At 44.8% G+C, this 20745-nt stretch carries 16 protein-coding genes; 4 read left to right on the top strand and 12 right to left on the bottom strand.

Going from position 1 to position 20745, the window contains the following annotated elements:
- Window positions 1-21 precede the first annotated feature (21 nt).
- The 12 genes from V7S65_RS11540 to V7S65_RS11595 all read right to left on the bottom strand — a co-directional run bounded on the left by V7S65_RS11540 (window position 22) and on the right by V7S65_RS11595 (window position 14880).
- Window positions 22-945: a dihydrodipicolinate synthase family protein gene (locus tag V7S65_RS11540; RefSeq protein WP_336387046.1), complete on the bottom strand. Its 924-nt coding sequence runs from the start codon at window positions 943-945 to the stop codon at window positions 22-24.
- On the bottom strand, window positions 924-1871 hold the full coding sequence (locus V7S65_RS11545) for a DMT family transporter (protein ID WP_336387045.1): 948 nt from the start codon (window positions 1869-1871) through the stop codon (window positions 924-926). The genes V7S65_RS11540 and V7S65_RS11545 overlap by 22 nt, the downstream gene beginning before the upstream one ends.
- A complete protein-coding gene (locus V7S65_RS11550) occupies window positions 1871-2857 on the bottom strand; it encodes a 3-hydroxyacyl-CoA dehydrogenase family protein (protein WP_336387044.1) in 987 nt (328 codons plus the stop codon). The genes V7S65_RS11545 and V7S65_RS11550 overlap by 1 nt, the downstream gene beginning before the upstream one ends.
- Window positions 2858-2872: 15 nt before the next feature.
- Window positions 2873-3253 carry a RidA family protein gene (locus V7S65_RS11555; RefSeq protein WP_336387043.1) on the bottom strand — a complete coding sequence of 127 codons (381 nt, stop codon included), beginning with the start codon at window positions 3251-3253 and terminating at the stop codon, window positions 2873-2875.
- Window positions 3254-3408: 155 nt separating this feature from the next.
- Window positions 3409-4509, bottom strand: coding sequence for a dipeptidase (locus V7S65_RS11560; protein WP_336387042.1), 1101 nt, complete (start codon window positions 4507-4509; stop codon window positions 3409-3411).
- Window positions 4510-4516: 7 nt separating this feature from the next.
- Window positions 4517-5644: a D-TA family PLP-dependent enzyme gene (locus V7S65_RS11565; protein ID WP_079473183.1), complete on the bottom strand. Its 1128-nt coding sequence runs from the start codon at window positions 5642-5644 to the stop codon at window positions 4517-4519.
- Window positions 5645-5659: 15 nt separating this feature from the next.
- Complete coding sequence (locus V7S65_RS11570) at window positions 5660-6841, bottom strand: hypothetical protein (RefSeq protein WP_336387041.1); 1182 nt, start codon at window positions 6839-6841, stop codon at window positions 5660-5662.
- A 43-nt stretch (window positions 6842-6884) separates the two neighbouring features.
- Complete coding sequence (locus tag V7S65_RS11575; protein ID WP_336387040.1) at window positions 6885-8951, bottom strand: alpha-galactosidase; 2067 nt, start codon at window positions 8949-8951, stop codon at window positions 6885-6887.
- Window positions 8952-8992: 41 nt separating this feature from the next.
- On the bottom strand, window positions 8993-9505 hold the full coding sequence (locus tag V7S65_RS11580) for a hypothetical protein (protein ID WP_336387039.1): 513 nt from the start codon (window positions 9503-9505) through the stop codon (window positions 8993-8995).
- A 38-nt stretch (window positions 9506-9543) separates the two neighbouring features.
- On the bottom strand, window positions 9544-10086 hold the full coding sequence (locus tag V7S65_RS11585; RefSeq protein ID WP_336387038.1) for a hypothetical protein: 543 nt from the start codon (window positions 10084-10086) through the stop codon (window positions 9544-9546).
- A gap of 14 nt (window positions 10087-10100) precedes the next feature.
- Window positions 10101-11723 (bottom strand): RagB/SusD family nutrient uptake outer membrane protein, encoded by a 1623-nt coding sequence (locus V7S65_RS11590; protein WP_336387037.1) that lies wholly within the window; start codon window positions 11721-11723, stop codon window positions 10101-10103.
- Window positions 11724-11742: 19 nt separating this feature from the next.
- Complete coding sequence (locus V7S65_RS11595; RefSeq protein ID WP_336387036.1) at window positions 11743-14880, bottom strand: SusC/RagA family TonB-linked outer membrane protein; 3138 nt, start codon at window positions 14878-14880, stop codon at window positions 11743-11745.
- A gap of 543 nt (window positions 14881-15423) precedes the next feature.
- On the opposite strand from V7S65_RS11595, the gene V7S65_RS11600 reads away from it, so the two are divergent.
- Genes V7S65_RS11600 through V7S65_RS11615 form a run of 4 tightly spaced genes read left to right on the top strand, consistent with a single transcriptional unit; the run spans window position 15424 to window position 20744 of the window.
- Complete coding sequence (locus V7S65_RS11600) at window positions 15424-16281, top strand: fumarylacetoacetate hydrolase family protein (RefSeq protein ID WP_336387035.1); 858 nt, start codon at window positions 15424-15426, stop codon at window positions 16279-16281.
- A 3-nt stretch (window positions 16282-16284) separates the two neighbouring features.
- Window positions 16285-17040 carry an SDR family NAD(P)-dependent oxidoreductase gene (locus V7S65_RS11605; RefSeq protein ID WP_079473176.1) on the top strand — a complete coding sequence of 252 codons (756 nt, stop codon included), beginning with the start codon at window positions 16285-16287 and terminating at the stop codon, window positions 17038-17040.
- A 42-nt stretch (window positions 17041-17082) separates the two neighbouring features.
- Complete coding sequence (locus V7S65_RS11610; protein WP_336387034.1) at window positions 17083-18843, top strand: amidohydrolase family protein; 1761 nt, start codon at window positions 17083-17085, stop codon at window positions 18841-18843.
- Between the two features lie 14 nt (window positions 18844-18857).
- Window positions 18858-20744 carry a hypothetical protein gene (locus V7S65_RS11615; protein ID WP_336387033.1) on the top strand — a complete coding sequence of 629 codons (1887 nt, stop codon included), beginning with the start codon at window positions 18858-18860 and terminating at the stop codon, window positions 20742-20744.
- Window position 20745: the final 1 nt, after the last annotated feature.

The following is a 20745-nucleotide window of genomic DNA, read 5'->3' on the forward strand; positions in this document are numbered from 1 at the left end:
TGATTATCTGAAAGCAAAAATTTATTGCATAACTCCTTCCCCTACCAGTTCCAGGATGTTTTGATTCAATTCCCTGATATAGCTTGCAGTAGAAGCATCCGGTGTGTAAGATGCCTTGCGGACATGGCTGTTTCTCAATATTCCCCGTGCCATTAGTAATTCTTTTTCCGCATAGTGGAACAATTCCATGTTCTGCAGAGAAAAGAATATCTGGGGCATTACCTTCTCGAAAAGCCGCATTGCCTTATCATTATCCCCTCCTTTTCTCAACAGAAAAACCTTCTGTAATATATCGGATACTCCTAAGCCGGGCATCACGCCGGTAATACCGGTAGGTATCAGCTCCAGCATATATAAGCCTCCCCAGCCTTCAAATAGCCCGATATTTCCATTTGTAGCATCAATGATTTCTTTAAACTTGGGCGCACAAAGGGGTTCTTCCAGTTTGAGGTATTTGAAGTTGCTATGTTCTTTCATCAGGTTGCAAATCATTTCCACACTGATAGACTGGCCACCGGGATTAAAATCCTGCACCAGTACCGGCGTATTGGGAATAGCTTGCATAAATTCACCCAGGTATTCCTCAATGGAAGATTCCGGCAGGTTAAAAATACGCGGTACCGCCAATGAGATTACATCTGCGCCGGCTTCCACGTTCGCCTGTGCTAATTTAATTGCCAGTTTCAGTGATGCATGATTGGACTGGCCGATGATCTTAATCCTTCCCGCTGCCTGATTCACAGCTATCTTTACGACCCTTAGTTTTTCATCATCTGTCAATTTATAAAATTCGCTTGCATAAGCGGGCAAACACGCCGCTTCCACACCTGCGTTAACAGCAAAATCCACGAGATTCCGTAAACTTTCTTCATCGATCTCTTCTTCTTTTGTAAACGGGGTTGGTATAATTGGTACTACACCTTTCAAGGGTTTAAAATTTTCCATTTTTTAGTTTTTATGATGGCTGTATGATTACTCATTCGATAATCTACAATAGTGACGATTAATGTACCTGCCAATACCAGCATACCACCGGCAATAGCATAACCACTGAGTGCTTCCCCCAGCCAGATAGCTGCAATTGGTAATCCCATGAAAGTGATCATATAATTGGAGAGGGCCACCTGCATGGCATCCAGCGTTTTGAGTGCTTTGAAAAAGAGCACCATGGATAAGAAATTATGAAAGAGTGTAAGCAATGCTAACCCCGTCCATGTCTGCACAGTGAATACACCAATTCTTCCGAACACTTCCGGCTCATAAAACAATACAAGCGGTGTCAGAAAAATGATCATGACAACATATGTGTAGAATACCATTTCTATTTCAGAATAGCGTGAGGCTATGGCCTTACAACCGGTATTATAATATGCATTTCCCACGATTGCCAGGAAAATGAGCAGGTTCCCCACTGTATAGCCAGCCGTAAAATCAGCCTGTCTTATATCCCCGAACGTGCATAGTACGACACCTATAATGGCTACCGCAAAACTGACCCACCTTACCGGGTTCATTTTCTCCTTCAGCATGAGAAAAGCAAAGAGCGTCGATATTACCGGCAGACTGAGTGTTAATACAGCGGCATTGGTGGCGGTAGAATATTGTGTTCCCCAGGTCATCAGTACCTGTGCAGGGAAAGCCCCCAACAGGCCCAGTCTCACAAAAACAAGCAAATCAGATACAGATCTCTTCTGATCATTACGTTCACGGAGAATAAAAGGCAGCAGCAATAAAACGGCCATTGTCATAGGCGCCCATACAGTAAAATAGGGTCCAACCTGATCCTGCACCAACTTAATGCAGGTAAACTGTAAAGCCCACATCAGGTTACAAAGCAACAGTAACCCCCATGATATGATGATCCTTTTCATTATTCTTCTGCGGAGTTATCTGCGTTATTAATCCGGTCACCAATATTGCCCGGGTATTTTTCAGCGAGCTTGCGTATATCAAAACTAAAGCGGGTGAAACATCTTTCCCACTCTTCAGCAGATGCTTTGGAATAAGGATAAAAACCGTGTGCATTTCTCACGCCCTGTGCCCCGGCATCTGCCAGTTTACGCATCGATACGGGCATTTCGGCAGAATTGTCCAGTTCGGGAAACAGTTCTTCCATTACAGTTGCATAAGCCTGTATCCCGGTCAGATCCATAAAACGGAACGGTCCCGCAAAAGTAATCCACGCGCCAAGATCGTTGCGGAGAGAACGATCTACATCTTCATAAGTAGCGTATCCCTTGTCCACCAGGTGAAACGCTTCCCTGATCATAGCATACATGATCCTGTTTGTAATAAATCCACGGATATCCTTCCGGAGAACAGAAGGTTCCTTACCCCAGTGTTCAGCCAGTATTTTAATTCTTTCCGCGTTTGCCGGATCTGTTTTATCGCCACAGATAATTTCCATGAAACGGGTGATATGAGCGGGTTCCGCCCAATGTATACCTAAAAACCGCCCGGGATGATTTAAACCTGCCTGTAATATAGAAACCGGTATAGCAGAAGTGTTGCTGCCTATGATGGCATCCGGTTGTATGTACTTCTCCAGTTCACCATAAATCTGTTTCTTGGCGTGCGCATCTTCATATACAGATTCAATGACCACCGGCATTGCAGATAAATCTTTCAGTGAGTCAGTGATGGTCAGATTATCGGCCAGTTCAGCCGGTGACGCCGATAAAAGGCCTTCCTGCTGCATTTCATTCAGATACCCCAGGACTCTTTCCCTGGCCGGGCCTGCCTCATCAATGCTTTTCACAACGGAAATTACCTGATGTCCTGCCGCCAGCAGACACGTAACGATACTGCTGCCCATTAGTCCCAGACCTACTGTACCTATCTTTATTTTTCCGTCCATTGGAAGATATTTATTTTAGCCAATAAATGCTACCGCATCGATTTCAATCTTTATCCCATCTGACAAAACAGATTGTACGGTTGTTCTTGCAGGTTTTATCTCCGGAAAAATAGCGGCATAAGTTTTATCGAAACGATCAAAATCATTGATATCACTGAGATGAACCGTACACTTTACAATATTTTGCATGGTCCCTCCTGCCGCCTGCACAATTTCACGTATATGGGATAACGTTAACGCTGTTTCTTCTTCAATTGAACCGCTTATAACCGCTCCGCTTTTAAGATCAAGCGGTCCCTGACCACTTATGTAAAGCCAGCCATTTACCAGGACAGCTGCTGAATATGCTCCTGTATCAGCCGTTTTAACAGTGCTTTTTACTTCGACGATATTCATTAAATACTATTTAAAATTGTATACAAAAACATTGGTTGATCTGGCGGGTGTGAGGTATACTCTAAGCTTCTACCTTTTGACTTCCTACAAAAGTAAACAAACATTTCTAATTTTGTATACAATTTAAAGTGTTTTTTGTAGATAATATTTCAAAATCATGGCAAATTGGCCTCCATAAAACGCATCCAGTTACCATAGCATATATTATCAACGTCTTCTTCACTATAGCCACGCCGTAGTAACAGACTGCTTATTTTTTGCAGGTCTGCAATTGTATCGAGGTCGTAAGGACTTTGTTCTGTTCCATACATACCATCGAGATCACTGCCTATGGCGCAATGCAAACTATTGCCGGCCAACTGGCAGATATGGTCGTAATGGTCTATTAATTTCTCCAGCCCAACCTGACGTTTTAACGGATCATCAACTCCGCGCACCCAGTTTTCAGCCAGCATCCAGTTATCCAATGCACCGCCGATTACAGCCCCTCTGTCTATCAGTATCCGTAACTGATCATCAGATAGTTGTCGCTGACCACTGATAACCGCCCTGCAATTATGATGACTGGCCCAAACAGGGCCTTTGTACCATTCAACCGCTTCCATAAAACCCTGGTCCGTTAAATGCGTTACGTCGAGGATCATATGCAGTCTATCCATTTCACGAAGTAATTCGCGGCCGATGCCGGTAAATCCGGATTCCGTTCCGCTTCCACCGGCATACCTTCCCTGACCATAGTGAGACACCCCAATGGCACGGAGTCCATAAGCATATGCTTTTTCGAGGAAACTCAGGTTTACCAGGGAATCGGCCCCTTCCAGGCTAAGAATATATCCTACCGGCTTATGGTTATTGTCCGCACTATCTCCTTTCAGCCAGGTGTCCAGATGCGCGCGCAACTCTTTCTTACCGGTGATCTGTACCATTTCTCCCAGATCTTCCATTGCTTTATAGTAGCTACGCTGTGCCTGTGTGATACTCCAGCATATTTCCGGCGAATTCCAATACGGGTCCCCATCATCGGGCCGTCCTGATGGGATATATCTTGCCAGTTGAGTGGCTACCACCAGTCCAACATTGCCCTCCCGCAACGCAGGCAGGGATACGGTATTCTTCCCCCTGTCCAGTTTATCAGTCATACCGGATTCCCGTTTACGGATCTCCTGCACAGATAACCGGAGGTCACGATTCCATTCCACTGCATTCATGCCCAGGTCCAGGTGGGCATCGATAATTAACTTTCGCTTATGTTCCATAGCCTGCTTAATAATTAATCATTCTGTCTCTTGCCACCACCTTCCATGTGGTGGCCATTCTTTTCTTCTTCACCACGTGTACTCTTTCATAAAGCGCCAATGTTGGACAAATATGCCAGGGCACACCATATAGCGTATCTCCGACATTAAATTTTTTTGTATCCGGAACGGAAATCACCATATGTTCCTCACTCTGGGAAACAGGCACAACTTCCGGCGCCCACGGAAACACTACGCGCTTATCCAACGGGTTCTCTGCCGAAACCGATTTATACCCCAGATCAATGCATAGCAGGTTGTTATTAATAATTGATACTACCCGGCAAAGCAATACCGCTGCTACCTTAAAAGGTAAATCCGGCAACAGCTTATGATACCCGGCATCCCATAAGGTAAATGTACCGGGACTAACCTGTATGGACTTATCATCTTTCTTTCCTGCCATCTCACTATAAACGGCAAAGGTGGGAGAACCACCGATTACCAGTTCCAAAGTTTCCTTTTCTTTCCATTCTATGTCTCCTTTAAGTGCCATTACGGCTGCAAAAATAGCCTTCGCCCGTTCTGTTCTTGTTATTGGATCTGCATCATCTACATGCCCGTCGTAGGCGTGTAATCCGGCAATCTCAATATTCTGAAGTTTACTGATCTTCATATACAGCATAAAAGCGCCCCCAACTGGGATACCGGTTCTGTTCATCCCTACATTCAGGTCTATATACACAGTCAGCTTCTTTTCACCAACCAGGAAAGAAAGCATTTCTGCCGATCTGAGATTATCTACGAGACAGGAAAATCTGGTTCCCGGATATGCCCGCATCAATGCAAAGAGCCGCTGCGCTTTAACAATAGTAGGCTGATAGGCAAGCAATACATCTTTAACACCCATCATAGCCAACATCTCTGCCTCGGCAATAGTTGCACATTTGTATTTATTAATACCTGCATCCCTCATCAATTGAATAATCTCGGGTGTTTTATCAGTTTTTACGTGTGGCCTCAGCGTACTTAAATCACCGGTAAGTTCTATGATTGCTGATATATTCCTGCTGATATATTCGGGAAAAACCAGCAATGCCGGTGAGTCTATCTTTGATTCGTTCTCTACCACGAACCATTCCTGTTGATCTGTCATTTTTATTCTGCTTTTCTAAATAACACATTCACTAAGAAAACCGGGGGTATAGTTGTGCATCTGCGCCCATTCAATAGCAGCAGTCAGTTTCTCCCGGTAATCCTTTTGATAATTTTTATAATCCGGATAAAAATATTGTTCGTGAACAAGCAAATCCACATATGGCGGGATAATATTGTTTTCACCGTAGTTATCCAGGAAGCCCTTAATATGTTGCAACTTAACGGTATCAATGATAATGCTGCTTTTCACGAAAATAATTTTCTCCTTATTATCTCTCCAGATGAATCTCTTATTGATATGCCGGCGGTGAGGAACATCGAGATAATAAGAACATGGCGGCAAATCATTATCTACATTGAAGTCACATACCTGTATCTTATATCCCTCATCTCTTAAAGCCCGGCACACTTCTACCGGCACCTGTCCCCAATGAAGCGTTGTTGTATTATCCATTACCTCTTTCCCGGCGAAACGTTGTATCTGGGTCCTGATGGCATGGCAGTCGCGGTACATTTCCCCATAGCCTGCATGAATATATGGGTCATCCGGAAACTCGGCTTTCGCATGCACACTCAGTCTTATCCAATCTGCATTCCGTGCCCATTCCTTTTTGAACTTATCTGTCATCTGCGACAGATTAAAGCCGTCCGTTTCATAAAACAGGTTAATATGCACCTTTGTGCCATATGCTTCATGAAGACTTCGCAGCAAACCCATAAACGGGTTATCAAAAACCGATGTGTATACAGCTGCGTTAATGTGAATGTCTTTCAGGAACCAAATAGCATCATCTACAGACAGCCGGTACTGATTATTCAGTTTACTCAGGTAGAAAACGGTGATAGTGCTTTTGCGGCCGGTAAGCGTGTCGCACACGCTGATCTTATTCTCAAAACCCTTCAGTATAATATCAGCCGTATAAATACCACTCTCTTCTTTGGCTTGTATATTATTAATGGTAAGGTTTATTTTTCCCGGAGCAACAGGTTTAATTTTCACCTTAACCCCAACACCGTTTTTCAACTGTTTGCCGTCCCGGACATGCAGCATATCTCCATCAATCGGGGATATGAATTCTACAAAATCGCCGCTACCGGGCGATTTCCATGATATTAAAGGCAACATACCCAACCCCGCGCCCAATATTGCGCCCTGCTGAATAAAAGACCGCCTGCTCCAATTTGTGTTACTCATGTTTTCATTTTAATGCATACAAGGGAATCGTAAAATGACTCCGTCACTGAATTTTATATTCATATAAAGCATAGCTATCAGGAGCGGGAAGGGAAAATTTAATCCGTCCATCATCTCCTGCCACTGCAACAAACGCCTTCCCTTTGCCTGTCAGCGGCTTAAAACTTATGCGACTCCCCATGCTAAAGAAAGTTTTAAGAAATGCAGCGTTCCTGCTGTTATCTTCCCTGTATACAATAATATAGCCCCGTCCTTTCTGAATAGATTGAAACCCGGTCCAGGAGCGTCCATCAGGCTCCTCACCAATGGGGAAAATGTTACCTGCGTGAATGTCGTGCTGGTACTTCCTGTACTTTGCCACTACAGGAGCTATAGCTGCCAGCTGTCCTGCGGAAAGACGATGGGCTTCCAGCCACGCCAGCGGTTGAGCCATCATGGTAATCGCAAAAGTATATTCAAATGGAATATGCCCTGGCGCAAAAACATCATCAGCAGAATACTTATCCTTGTTCCTTTCTGTATTCAGAAATTCTATCAATAACTTCTGCAAAGGGAAATACCGTGAGAGATTCCAGGCATTGCGTAACGTCTGATAAGGATAATAGTTACCCCAATCGGTATACCGGTTCTCGAGGAAAAAATTGCCATACTCATTGAAATAATGATAGCCATTCCTTCTTCCTGCTGTGATATCAATATTAAAAAATGCTTTGTTACCGGTGGCAGTCACTACGGAGTCGAGCAACTTCCTGAAATTGATCTCTCCTTTTTTTGAAGTTATCTGAACACCGTCTATCTTATAGATTTTAATCCCGTATTTATTATAAATCCGTGTGAGTATCCCGGCATCCCTTTCCCAGTGGGCATAATCATCTTCCGGATCCGGTTCATACCAAAGACTTATTTCCACATGATTTTTTTTGCCAGCTTCAATCAGGGGCGCCAGTCCGTTTGGAAATTTTTGTTTGTGGGGAAGCCAGAAAGAGTCCATATTTTTAGTTCCCGCCTGATACCACCCCGCATCCAGCTGGAATACATTTACCCCTAACCTGGCAGCAGTACGGATTTCATTCAATGCAAAAGCTTCATTTAAATTTTCCCCCTCTCCCCTTTCTCCCCATGTATTCATCATCACCATATCATCCCTGGCGGGAACATACTTCCTGATATGCCGCTGATATTCCCTCAATGAAGTCAGCTGGCCAATTTCCGAACCGTCGCTTACCCCAAAAACAAAGCCGTAGCCCCTTATCCATTCGAGCGTATCTATGTCTTTTCCTTCGACACCTGCTCCGGTCATTTGAAATGAACCCGTTTTTACTGAGAAATCAAATCCGGGATATGCATGCTGAACGGAAGGCGAGGGCCCCTCCTTTAACCAGAAGAGCCCTTCCTTACCTATTCCACTGTTCATCAATAACAGATTACCTACCAGCTGGTTTCCAAAAATATAGGCCAGCTGATCTGTGAATTTTACGGTCGTTGTATGCCGGTCAGTGATATCAAAAAACTGCACAGCCCTTACCTTCCAGTGATTACCGGATAAACCCATTCTATCCAATCGCATTACCGGAAGCTGTTCTTTGTTGACTTCAGAAATATTCTCCACGTTCACCAGATCTCCCGGGCTGGACAAGCGGAGCTGAACCGTGCTATCCATGGTACCTTTGAAATAATAATCGCATGCAATGGCGGGTGTTTCCGGATAAATCCGAAACACCCGTTTTACTTCAAGATCATTCACCTTTGTAAGTACTATTGCTTCCAGCCGGCGTTCCCGGAAATCTTCTTCCCTGCCGATCTTCGTTTCCAGTGAGCCTGCTCCATCCCTGGCGTGCATCTTACCGGGTAATGAAAAATCAGTATCCCTGTTCCCGAACACCGTTCTCCGTCCTGTTTGCCGGTTCGTAATATCCAGGGAGATCAGGTTGCCATTATTCCAGAGAAATCTTCTTTCTATTTTTGAGTTCCCTATTGTTAGTGTATCCGAAACCAGCAATACGCTGCAATCTTCAAACCTCGTCCGGTCCTGCGCGAAGCTGTTATTTACGATTGGCTTAGAGAACAAAAGCACTGGCAACAGTATCAAACGTCGGGTTATGGATCTCATCATCATCAGTTTTCAATTTCTTCTTATCGATAAAATACTTTCTAACGTTCCTGTGCCTTGAGTGCACATTTGAGATCGCCCGTAGGACCAGTCATCGAAATGATCTTGATTAGTCCTTTCTTACCCCACCTGGTTTTGAACAATACCACATCATTAAGTGCAAACCTGATAGAATCATTGGCAGCAGCTGGTTCCAGGAGTCTAAAATCCCTATCATCCGCCATCGCATCAAATTGTGCCGGAGTAAAGTTCGTAGCAGCGAATCTTGTTCCCACGTCCGGCAGCTCATTCCCATCTGCATCGTAGCTAAAAAACGCCGAGCGGTCAAAGAACAGATCTACATAACGACTGGCGCCGCTCAAGGAGCCATACCCATATACTTGTCCGTTATCAGCATCCAAACCGCTGCCATTGGCCCCATCCCATCCTCCAAGCCATACTTCATCATATGAGTCCAGCAGGATCAGATCTTCCGATTTATCCTTTTTACATCCTGGTAACGCAAACCAGGCAAATGCAGTAGCGATAGCCAACGTAAATACTTTCCTATTCATAGTGAGTAAGTTAAAATGAAACTGTTTTTTTGAGAATCTCATAGCACTGCGATCTTGTAATCAAAAGTGACGCTGCCTGATGGCGGGAAAAGCGTTATGATCTTAACAAGGCAATCATAGCCCTCTTTTGTGTGAACAAATATCACTTTGCCTGCAGACAGCGGAACTGCATCCTGCGTAGCTTTGAACCCGTAAGCTTCCAGCGCGCTTTTTGAATTGAGGGCATCAAATGCTGCCGGCGTAAGATCAGTGACGAGGAATTTACCTCCGGTAAAAGCATTACCGGTAAGGGGGTCTGTATTCCAGAATTTCCCCTGATCAAATATCAGATCTATACTGGATGATCCACCCGCCAGGTTCTTGTATGCATAGGATACAGCAGCTGCCAGCCCCCGGCCACGGGCGAGTGTAACACTGTCACTTCCTCCCAGTTTAACCTTGGTATATGTGATGAGCGTAATATTATTAACACTATCTACCTTGGGCTGGAGACTGCTGTGAATATCAGTTTTTTTGCAACCCATGATGCATGCCATCGCGAGCAATAGCGCTACTGATAATAGAAAGCCTGATTTTTTCATCTCTTAAAATTTTATTAGTTCCAGTTAGGATTTTGCACAAGATTTGGATTCATACTGATCTCAGTGAGCGGCAAGGGCCAGAGGTAATCTCTTTGCGGAAGGAAAGTGCGCATGTTACCGGATTCCGGCATAATGTAATTATCCGGATTCAAATTCGGCGTCAGGGAATATCCCAGCGCCAGGAATTCATCTTTAAAAAAATAAGCGCCCAATACGGGTTTCGGCAGTTCAGTTTCTGCCGTCTTCCAGCGTAACAGATCCCAATAGCGGAAGCCTTCCATAGACAGTTCTACTCTGCGTTCCCGCCTGATCTCTTCACGGATATTCAATCCATGCGCAGTTGCAAATGCGTTGGTCAGGTGGGCTACTTCACCGCGGTCACGCAACTGGTTTATTGTGCGGTCAAGATCGGCGTCTGTAATACCGGCATCCAGCTCATATTTGGCCTCAGCGTAATTCAGCAGCACCTCTGCATAGCGGATAATCGCATAATCTATATAAGATCTGGATTTACCCATGTCTTCCTGAATAACATACTTCCTGTAATTATACCCGGTAGAACTGGTGGAAACCACAAATTTTCCTGTAAGACTAAAATTATCACCTCTTTTCATTACCGTTTCACTCAGTCTTTTATCCCGGTTATTGAACACATGGTTCGCTGAATCCGGTGTATTATAGAGGGGCGATTTATCAATTGGTAATCCATCTTTCATTAAATAAGCATCAACAAGGTATTTGGTGGGATTTACCACACCGCCGGAAATTATTGCCATGGGAATATTGTGATAACTGATAATATTGGCATCGTTTGCCCCATAGCGTCTTACCATAACATTCTCTTTATTACCCATGCCTTCCGCCTGGTATTGATACAGGTTGAAATAGCCTCCTGTATACAAGCTATGCTCGCCGGACTGGATCACTTTTTCGGCTGCATTCTTTGCCCTTTCCAGGTGGGTACGCCATTCGCCTGCATTGTGAAATTTATTCCAGGTGCCTTCAAAAAGCGCCGCCCTGGATTCAACAGCCCACACTGCGGTACGTGAAATCCTTCCGTAGTTCGATTCTCCCATAGCAGAGGGCAGTTGTAGTTTGGCCGCTGCAAATTCAAGATCTGCATAGATCGTATCATATACTATTTCGCGGTTTGTTCTGGCCGCTGTCAATTCTTTGGCATCACTGGCAAGCGGGGTTGTTACGAGGATAACATCTCCATACCGCTTTACAAGATTGTAATATGCCCAGGCCCTGAAAAATCTCGCTTCCGCTACATATTTTTCTACAATCCCAGGATCCACTCCCGCCGATGCAGCCCTGGGTGCTTTGGCAATAATGTTGCAGGCAGCCCTGATCAGCTTGTAAGCGTTTGCATAATCATCGTCCCAGTTAGGTACGGTCCTTGTTCCGTTACTAACTTCGTTCGGATAAACTGCAAAACCATCTATAGACATATTATCGTCATATACAGGAAGTGAAGGAAGGAACGTATACAGGTAATTGGCTGCCGAATTAAGATCTCCTTCGCTTCGCCAGAAAGTAGCATCACTTAACTGCGTTTCCGGAACACGGTCTACTGAACAAGATCCTGCACCCGTTAGCATAACTGCAAGAATCAGATATTTAATGTATTTCATCTCTTGAATTTTTACTGGATTAAAAAGAAAGATTCACCCCAAAGGAATAGGTACCGAATAAAGGATAATTGTGTCCTACACTGTTCATACTTTCAGGATTGAAAGTATTTGAGAAAATACCCAGCTTATCCCAGGTCAGGATATCCTGTGCGCTGAAAAATAAACGAAGCCGGCTAACATGTACTTTCTCCAGTAGCTGCTTAGGCAAACTATATCCTACCTGGATGTTCTTCAGGCGCATATACGCTCCGTTCATTGTCCATTTATCAGAAGTCAGGTAGCTGGCAGTGCCGGTTCTGGGGCGGGGGAACGCCGCATTCCTGTTATCTTCCGTCCAGTAATCAAGATGCATTTTCAGCGGAATTATCCAACTGCCGGTAGAGGGATGTATAGCATCTGTTTCAGCCAGGAAAGTATTCTGCAGCACTCCCTGCAGGAATACCTGGAGATCAATTCCTTTCCAGCCAACAGAGCCTGTCCAGCCAAATGTATAACGTGGTTGGTTGGTACCAAGATACACCAGGTCGCCCCGTTTGTTAACGGTTCCTGCGCCGTTATTAAGGATACCATTACGGTCTTTGTCTACATATTTCACATCGCCGATGCCAATCAGGCTGCTGTAGAAAGGTGAATTATCGAGATCTTTTTGATTCTGAATATATCCATCGGTCTGATATCCCCAGATAGTATTTAAAGGATATCCTTCCAGTAACGAAACTGTTCCCAGCCACACGCTATTGTTATTGTTGTATTTAAGCAGCTTGTTCTGGTTGTCGGATAAGTTGAAAGAGACGCCGTAATCGATACCACTTTCTGTCCTGTCTGCATAGGTCAACTGCACTTCCCAGCCCCAGGATCGGAGCCGGCCTCCGTTGATAACGGGGGCATCGATTCCTAATATCACCGGTAATTGCTGGGGCACCAGCATGTTGTTATTATGTTTCACATAATAATCAAAGCTGACATTCAGTTTGCTCCTGAGCAATCCCAGATCAACTCCTATATTGGAAGTTTCCAGTGTTTCCCAGGTTAATGTTGCCGACGGAATGGCGCCATTATAGAAATAAGTGGACTTTGTTTCTGTGTTTCCTAAAACAACATTGGAGCCCTGAGACAATTTATCAATAAAATCGTACTGTCCGATGATGCCACCTTCAGCGCTTCCGAGTCGGCCCCAGGAACCCCTGATTTTAAATTCCGAAAACACGGACTTCATCGTTGCGAACCAGGGTTCATTCTGTAACTTCCATCCGGCAGATACTGCAGGGAATACCTTTGTTCTTCGTCCAGGAGAGAGGCGGGAGCTTTCGTCTGACCGAAGCGTAGCTTCCACCAGGAATTTGTCCCTGAATACATAATTAAACCTGCCAAATACAGACTGAAAGGCGGAGGTGCTGATATAATCCGAATTACCCCTGGTGAGACTATTTCCCAGGTTGAGGGTACCCAGATCATTGCTCACCAGGCTGCTGGCCGAAGCGCCCAGATATTGATACCGGTTATCATTCCACTGGTAGCCTCCCAACAGATGAAAACTATGATCCTTTCCGAATGACCAGTCGTAATCAGCCAAAAACTGCACATTACTATTCCAGCTACCTGAAACGCTTCGGTCAAATGAATTGGGGTCCTGGAGTTTTTCTCCCGGCACTGATCTGAACCAGGTTTGTACTGTTTTATAGAAACTTGCAGTTTCGTTATTGTAATATTGTCCGCCATATTTCACCGTAAGGTCCAGGCCTTTAACCAGCCAGTCCTTTGACTGCATCGTAAAAACCCCGTCCAGGTTCCTGCCCAGTGATTTAATCTGTCCGCCTGCATCCAGGATAGCATAGGAGGTGATACCCGAAGCAGAATTGTCGTGATAACGGCCTTCAGGTGTCCGTAAAGGATTACGGTTGCGGAACCGGTAAATTACGTTTAACAGGCTGGTGCTCCAGGTACCATCAGGTGTAATCGTAGGTTGCAACATATCCGTAACATTAAAACCCACCCTTGCATCAAAAGTTATTTTATCGGTGATCTGGGTGCCAACGTTTATGCGCGCATTATACCGCTTAAACTTATCGGGACCTATTTTAAAGAGCCCATTCTGATTAAATAACCCGAGAGACATCAGATAATGTGTTTTCTCTGTTCCTCCTCTTACGGAAAAATTATGGGTAGACATAGCACTGTTATCACGAAGTATCTGACCTATCTGGCTTTTGGAATTATAATAAACATACCGTGTGGTGTCATTGGGGTCTACATAATGCTGTAAGCCTAAACGGACGCGGTTAATATCGGTGGAGGAATAGCCAGGGCTTCCGCCTGAATTGGCGGCAGAAACGTTCACATATAACATTTCTTCCAGCAGACTTAATTTTTCCGGAACGTTCTGTGGTTTCTGGGCGGAGAGCAGATTGGAATATTCAAACACAGGCTTCCCGGCTTTCCCTTTTTTTGTAGTAATGATCATAACACCGCCGGCTGCCTGTGCGCCATAAATGGATGCAGCTGCGGCATCTTTCAGCATAGTGACACTCTCAACATCATTAGGGTTCAGTGTAAGTAATACGGTAGTTGATGCTGCGATTCCGTCCAATATTACCAGGGGGCTTACGCCTCCATTTGCTGAGGTGGCTCCCCGGATCTGAATCCCAAAATTTTCTGCGCCGGGTTGTCCTGAAGTCCTGGTAATCACCAATCCTGCAGCAGATCCCTGTAATGCGCCTGCCAGTGTTGTGATGGGCCTGTCTTCAATCATTTTAGCGTTAACTGTAGATACGGCGCCTGTCATATTGATTTTTTTCTGCGTGCCATAGCCTACAACTACCACATCATTCAGGGTGGATTTAGAGGCGCCTAGTTTAGCAGCAATAAAAGTCTGGTCTTTAACGGGGATCAATAAGACTTCGTACCCGATAGAGGTGAACTGCAATATATCGGAAGACAATGCTTCAATTGTGAACATCCCTTCCTGATTAGTTGCAGCACCGGTCTTTTTATTTTGCAGACGCACGGTTACGCCGATTACAGGCTGGCCGGTTTGAGCATCTACTACTTTCCCCCGGATGGTATGAGGGACATCCTGTGCTATTACATAGCCTCCAAGAAATTGAAAGAATACGAGCATCGGCATAAACGCCAACAGGCGGAATAGATGTTTTTTCATGATCTATTTATTGTTGAATAAATACTAGGTATTGAAGAACAGTGCTTGCTGTTAAAATTCTGGCCGTTTTTTTTCTGCCGGACATACTATTCCCGCAGGCCTGATTACAGGTTTTAAATTGTACTTGAGACGTTGGTTGATGCTTTTAATTACAAACGGATCGCGATCCTCTTTTGTCTAACATTCATCTATTGCTTACAAATATAATTTACTTTTGAATACATTTTTAGTTTTTTATAAATAAATCACATTATTTTTTACGTTATATATTCTCCGGTACAGAAAGACCTAAAAAGCCATTAAAATTGGCTACACGTCTGCTATAGCCCATAGCACAATCATAACAGCCGGTGCTTTTGTGCTATAAAACAATACTTGCCATCTATGGAAAAACAACACTTTTAATTTGTTTGGCCATTAATTGTATTCATAGTAAATTTATTTTTGTATACATTTATAGTCAATAATCACATACACAATAAAAGCCATCCACATTACAGTTACCTGGGAGGCATTAATAATTTATCAACCATAATATTTTATATGAAACTTATCCGCTTTGGGGAAGCCGGTAAAGAGAAACCCGGCATACTAGACGAGAAAAACATCAGGCGGGACCTGTCAGCCATATTCGAAGACTGGAACCATTCCTTTTTCCAGCACGAGGGCATACGTGAATTGATGGCGATACAACAGAAAGACAATTTCCTTTCTTTCCCCGTGGTACCTGATAGTGAACGGTGGGGAGCCTGTATTGCACGTCCCGGCAAGGTGATATGTATTGGGCTTAACTACTCGGATCACGCCATGGAATCAGGTATGCCCATTCCGGATGAACCCATCGTTTTCCTGAAAGCAGCCAACACTGTGGTGGGGCCCTATGACCCGGTTTTTATCCCACGTAACAGTAATAAAACAGACTGGGAAATAGAAATCGGGATCGTCATCGGCAAAAACGCCACCTATCTTGAAAACGAAGAAGATGCAAAATCACATATTGCCGGATACTGCATCTCCCACGATGTGTCTGAACGGGCATTTCAACTGGAACGGGGCGGACAGTGGACAAAAGGGAAGTCCTGCGACACCTTCAACCCAACAGGCCCTTTCCTGGTTACTCCACACGAAATAACGGACCCTCAATCCATATCCATGCGTCTTATGGTTAACGGAGAACAAATGCAGTCAGGAAATACGTCCAGAATGATTTTTTCCATGAATCATATCGTTCACTATCTCTCTCAATTCATGACACTGGAAGCAGGAGATCTTATTTCTACAGGTACACCTCCCGGCGTGGGACTTGGACTTAAGCCCCAGCGGTTCCTTAAAGCCGGGGATATTGTTGAGTTATGGGCAGAGGGGCTCGGATATCAGAAACAAACACTCATTCAATCATAATATATGAACACAAGATTTAACAACCAGGTAGCATTAATTACCGGTGCTGCAGACGGCATTGGCAAAGCAATTGCAGCACGTATAGCATCAGAAGGCGCCACCGTTGTGCTGCTGGACATTAACAGATCCCTGCTGGAAAAAACGGCAGCGGAATTTCGTGAGGCGGGTTATCGTGTAACTACACAAATCGCGGATATTGCCAATGAAAATGAAGTGAGTGATGCCATTAACAAGGTACTACAGGATCATGGAAAACTGGATATCATGGTGAATTCCGCCGGTATCGTTGGTCCAACCTCTACTCCTATTGCAGACTATCCTGCAGATGCATTTGACAAGATATATAACATTAATCTCCGTGGCAGTTTCCTCATGACGAAATATGCAGTCCAGGCAATGGAAAAAAACGGGTATGGCAGGATATTGCTCATGGCGTCTATCGGTGGAAAAGACGGAAATCCTAACATGTGCGGCTACTCTTCCATGAAGTCAGGTGTAATTGGCCTTGTAAAAGGTGTGGGCAAAGAATATGCTACCCGTAACATTACCGTAAACGGATTAGCGCCTGCAGTGATTAAAACTGCCATGAACGAAAACACCTCCCCTGAACAACTTGCTTATATGACTGCTAAAATACCCATGAACAGATTGGGCACAGTGGAGGAAGTAGCCGCCATTGCAGCGTGGATCATTTCGCCGGAAGCCAGTTTCAACACGGGGTTCATCTTCGATATTTCAGGAGGCAGAGCTACCTATTAGTCGTACTCCCCTGAGATCGATTCATCTTCAAAAAGGAAAAATATGTCAGAAAACAATTTGTCCAGACGGAACTTTCTCCGGATCAACTCTCTTGCGGGTGTCGGCTTAGCACTCAGTCAGGCAATACCATTCTCTGCACTGGCTAACAACCTGCAAACAAATGCCGGCCACAAACCAGTGCGTTATTTTGATGCCTTTACGTGCATTGGTCCCCGTAAATACAAACATCTTGCTGAGCCCTGGAAACTTTCCGAACTTATTTCGGAAATGGAACACTGCTCGGTATCGGGCGCACTGGTGTCGTATACCATGAGTACTTTTTACGATGCCATGTATTCCAACCTGGAGCTGAGCAATATGCTAAAGCCATACTCTCATTTATTTGCCGTATGGAATGTTATGCCCGCTCTTACCAATGAATTCCCTTCTGCGGAGGAACTCGGCCGCAAAATGCGGGAACATAATGTCCGCGCCGTTTCCATTCATCCGGCCACAAATGGCTGGAACTGGAAAGCAACCTATCAACAGGATATTCTTCGTTGGCTGAATGAGCAACAGGTGCTGACCATTATACAGCTATCTGAAATTGGTGACTGGCAAGACCTGGAGGAACTGCTTCTGCAATTCCCAAAAATACCGGTACTGATAACGGGCGTTTACTGGAGTGATCAGCGGAACCTCATTCCGATGATGGAAAACCATTCTAATCTGCATTGCACATTTGATTGTTTGCAGAACATGTACGGAATCGAATACATGTATAGTAAAGGACTGGTAAAGCAGATGGTGTTCGGCACCAATGCCCCTATCATGTCTGTTGGCGCCCACAGGACATTTATCGACTATGCAGAAATTCCGGAAGACGCGAGAGCCCTGATCGCAGGAGGCAATCTTACCAGGTTACTGAAAGGCCAGCAGCCTGAAAAAGAATATGTGAACAAACAGGAAGATGAACTGATGGCCGCCATCAGGCATGGCAAGCCAGTGCCTTCACCTATCATAGACATGCATATGCATATGCTCCATGAAGGAATGAATGGCGCAGGCTGGGGCTATACAATGGAAAACGGGGACCCTAAAGGAGTTTTCGCCCTTACCAAAAAACTGGGTTATGCGGGCGGAGGATTCATGAGCTGGAACGGCGTGGTAAGCGTTGATACACCAGCCGGAAATATCACTACCGGCAAAGCATTGGACATAGCTCCTCCGGGATACTGGGGACTGGCGAACTTTGACCCCACGCATTATACGCAGAATGAATTAAGTAAAATGATCCCGGCCTTGTATGAAAAGGACGCACGTTTCATTGGCATGAAGCCCTATCACTATATTGGTGTAAACTATGACGATCCTTCCTGGGAGCAGTGGTGGAAATATGGCAATGATCACCATTTCTATGCCCTGCTGCATTCCCAACGCGGTGACATGGGAGAATATGAAACCCTGGCGGCCAAATATAAGAACGTCAGGTGGCTCGTCGCACATTCCGGGCAAAGCTATGACTATGCAGATAAAGTAATTGCCGCGATCAAAAAATTCCCGAACATCTATGCGGAGATCACGCTAACCTCTGTTCCTTCGGGCATCATTGATTACCTCGTTGCGGGCGCCGGAGCAGACAAGGTATTATATGGCTCAGATCTGCCAATGAGAGATCCCAGGCCACAACTGGGATGGGTTGTTTTTTCCCGCTTGCCTGTTGCCATCAAACGCAAGGTACTTGGCGAAAATGCCATGCAGGTCATAAAACCATGTATGGACAGACTTCCAAAATACAACAGACCGGTTATAAATAACAAGTAAACCTTCCACACAACATGAACAGAAGAAACTTCTTAAACCAGACCGGAAAAGCAGGCCTTTCTATAATGGTTTTATCCCTGGCCGGCGACCTTGCTTTTGCCGCTGAACCGCAAACAGGGAAACCTGTGCTGGCTGGCCAACCATGCCGCAACTTCAATATCCTGGCCCGGACTTCCGTGATAGATCCCAAAGACAACCGGGAGAAATTCCTGCTTTCCAACTTTGCGGATGGTGAAACAGGCAACATTATCCTCATAGATGTTAAAACCGGAAAGGGTGAAAATTTCCCGTTACCTGTAGGAGCTGGCGCCTGGGGACTTGTTAACTGGCATGATAATAAAATCATTGTCGGCACCTGCACCGAACAGGCATATCTTCACGTATTTGATCTGAAGAAAAGAAAATGGGCAGAGCCGATTATTTCAAAGGGAGAATCATACTTCTGGCAAATGGGCCTGGCATCAGATGACAAAGTTTATGGCGGCACCTATCCTGGTTGCACACTAACGCAATATGATCCTGCTACCAACGAATTCAGGAACCTGGGTAAGGTCAGTAACAATCCTGAAAACCAATACAGCCGGCCGGTGTATTGCCAGGCGCCAGGATATGTGTTTGTCTGGTATGGTTTCAATACGAAAGGCATAAAAGTATATCACATCAATTCGGGGAAAATAGAAGACTTCGGCGAACCGGATGATACGATCAAGGAAGTGAACAGTGAGTTCATCTGTGTTGAGAGAAAGGCAGGGTTGGCATTTTATGATGCAAAAACGCTACAACCCTTACCAACAGAAGTCTACGAAGAAAAAATGGAAAAAACACATATAAAGATTCAGAATGGTGAATGGTGTTCTTTCATTACTTTGAAAAATGGCCGGCTGGCCGGGGTGCGCGGGCAGGACTATTTCATTACCGATGCTCCGAAAAATAATGCAGACTATTCCACTCCGGTTAATGTAGCACTAAAACGCATACCAGTGGAAGCTCCCCCCACAACCATCATGTCTCTGACACATGACGAAGACGGCAAGATATGGGGCTCCTGCGGTTTTGGCCAAACCATTTTTTCCTTTGACCCCAAAACAAAAAAATACTGGAACTCAGCGGCAGTTTGCAAAAATGGAGGGGAAGTCTATGGAATGGTTTTCGCCAACAAACAACTGCACCTATCCGCCTATGTAGGAGGTGACCTGATGATTTATGATCCCAAACAACCGTGGGATCAACTGGGTAATAAAAACCCAAAGCTGGTTGGAAGCGTGGCGCCTGATCTCATAAGACCTGAAGCCAAAAGTGTCCTCGGGCCGGATGGAAATGTCTGGACCGGCTGGTCGGCCAAATATGGCGTATACGGAGGAGGCTTGTCCAGCGTAAATCCCGTTACACAGGAAGTAAAATCATGGTACGACCCTATTCCGGAACAACAGATAACCGGCATCACTGCTGATAATGAAAATATCTATTTCACCACTAACGGACATGCCAGCGGATTGCCTTATAACGAAGGTATACAATGTCATTTTGTAGTTTGGAAACCAGGTACCGGGATTGTAAAAGACATCCCTTTTGAAAAAGGTGTTGCCTTAAACAGGGCACTGCTGGCTATTGATGGATTGGTGGTCTTTTCACATAAAAAGGAATTAAGTATTTATGATCCGGGCAAAAAAGAGATCATAAAAACAATCCCGATTGAAAACTATACAGATCTGCTGATCAGATTAAGCAAAGACACCGTGGGTATTTTCACAAATGATGCGCTTATTTCCTTAAATGTAAGAACCGGCGCAATGGCGGAGATATGTAAAGTTCCCGGCGAAGTAGGAGCTGCTACAGTATTACCGGATGGAACCGTATACTACTCTGCTAAATCAAAGCTGTATTGCCTGAAACAAGGATAAG

Source organism: Chitinophaga sp. CCNWYY40 (assembly GCF_037483205.1).
Classification (GTDB): Bacteria; Bacteroidota; Bacteroidia; order Chitinophagales; family Chitinophagaceae; genus Chitinophaga; species Chitinophaga ginsengisegetis.

Excerpts from the sequence above, each read along its gene's own strand:
- V7S65_RS11540 (WP_336387046.1), bottom strand. The coding sequence starts at position 945 with ATGGAAAATTTTAAACCCTTGAAAGGTGTAGTACCAATTATACCAACC.
- V7S65_RS11545 (WP_336387045.1), bottom strand. The coding sequence starts at position 1,871 with ATGAAAAGGATCATCATATCATGGGGGTTACTGTTGCTTTGTAACCTG.
- V7S65_RS11550 (WP_336387044.1), bottom strand. The coding sequence starts at position 2,857 with ATGGACGGAAAAATAAAGATAGGTACAGTAGGTCTGGGACTAATGGGC.
- V7S65_RS11555 (WP_336387043.1), bottom strand. The coding sequence starts at position 3,253 with ATGAATATCGTCGAAGTAAAAAGCACTGTTAAAACGGCTGATACAGGA.
- V7S65_RS11560 (WP_336387042.1), bottom strand. The coding sequence starts at position 4,509 with ATGGAACATAAGCGAAAGTTAATTATCGATGCCCACCTGGACCTGGGC.
- V7S65_RS11565 (WP_079473183.1), bottom strand. The coding sequence starts at position 5,644 with ATGACAGATCAACAGGAATGGTTCGTGGTAGAGAACGAATCAAAGATA.
- V7S65_RS11570 (WP_336387041.1), bottom strand. The coding sequence starts at position 6,841 with ATGAGTAACACAAATTGGAGCAGGCGGTCTTTTATTCAGCAGGGCGCA.
- V7S65_RS11575 (WP_336387040.1), bottom strand. The coding sequence starts at position 8,951 with ATGAGATCCATAACCCGACGTTTGATACTGTTGCCAGTGCTTTTGTTC.
- V7S65_RS11580 (WP_336387039.1), bottom strand. The coding sequence starts at position 9,505 with ATGAATAGGAAAGTATTTACGTTGGCTATCGCTACTGCATTTGCCTGG.
- V7S65_RS11585 (WP_336387038.1), bottom strand. The coding sequence starts at position 10,086 with ATGAAAAAATCAGGCTTTCTATTATCAGTAGCGCTATTGCTCGCGATG.
- V7S65_RS11590 (WP_336387037.1), bottom strand. The coding sequence starts at position 11,723 with ATGAAATACATTAAATATCTGATTCTTGCAGTTATGCTAACGGGTGCA.
- V7S65_RS11595 (WP_336387036.1), bottom strand. The coding sequence starts at position 14,880 with ATGAAAAAACATCTATTCCGCCTGTTGGCGTTTATGCCGATGCTCGTA.
- V7S65_RS11600 (WP_336387035.1), top strand. The coding sequence starts at position 15,424 with ATGAAACTTATCCGCTTTGGGGAAGCCGGTAAAGAGAAACCCGGCATA.
- V7S65_RS11605 (WP_079473176.1), top strand. The coding sequence starts at position 16,285 with ATGAACACAAGATTTAACAACCAGGTAGCATTAATTACCGGTGCTGCA.
- V7S65_RS11610 (WP_336387034.1), top strand. The coding sequence starts at position 17,083 with ATGTCAGAAAACAATTTGTCCAGACGGAACTTTCTCCGGATCAACTCT.
- V7S65_RS11615 (WP_336387033.1), top strand. The coding sequence starts at position 18,858 with ATGAACAGAAGAAACTTCTTAAACCAGACCGGAAAAGCAGGCCTTTCT.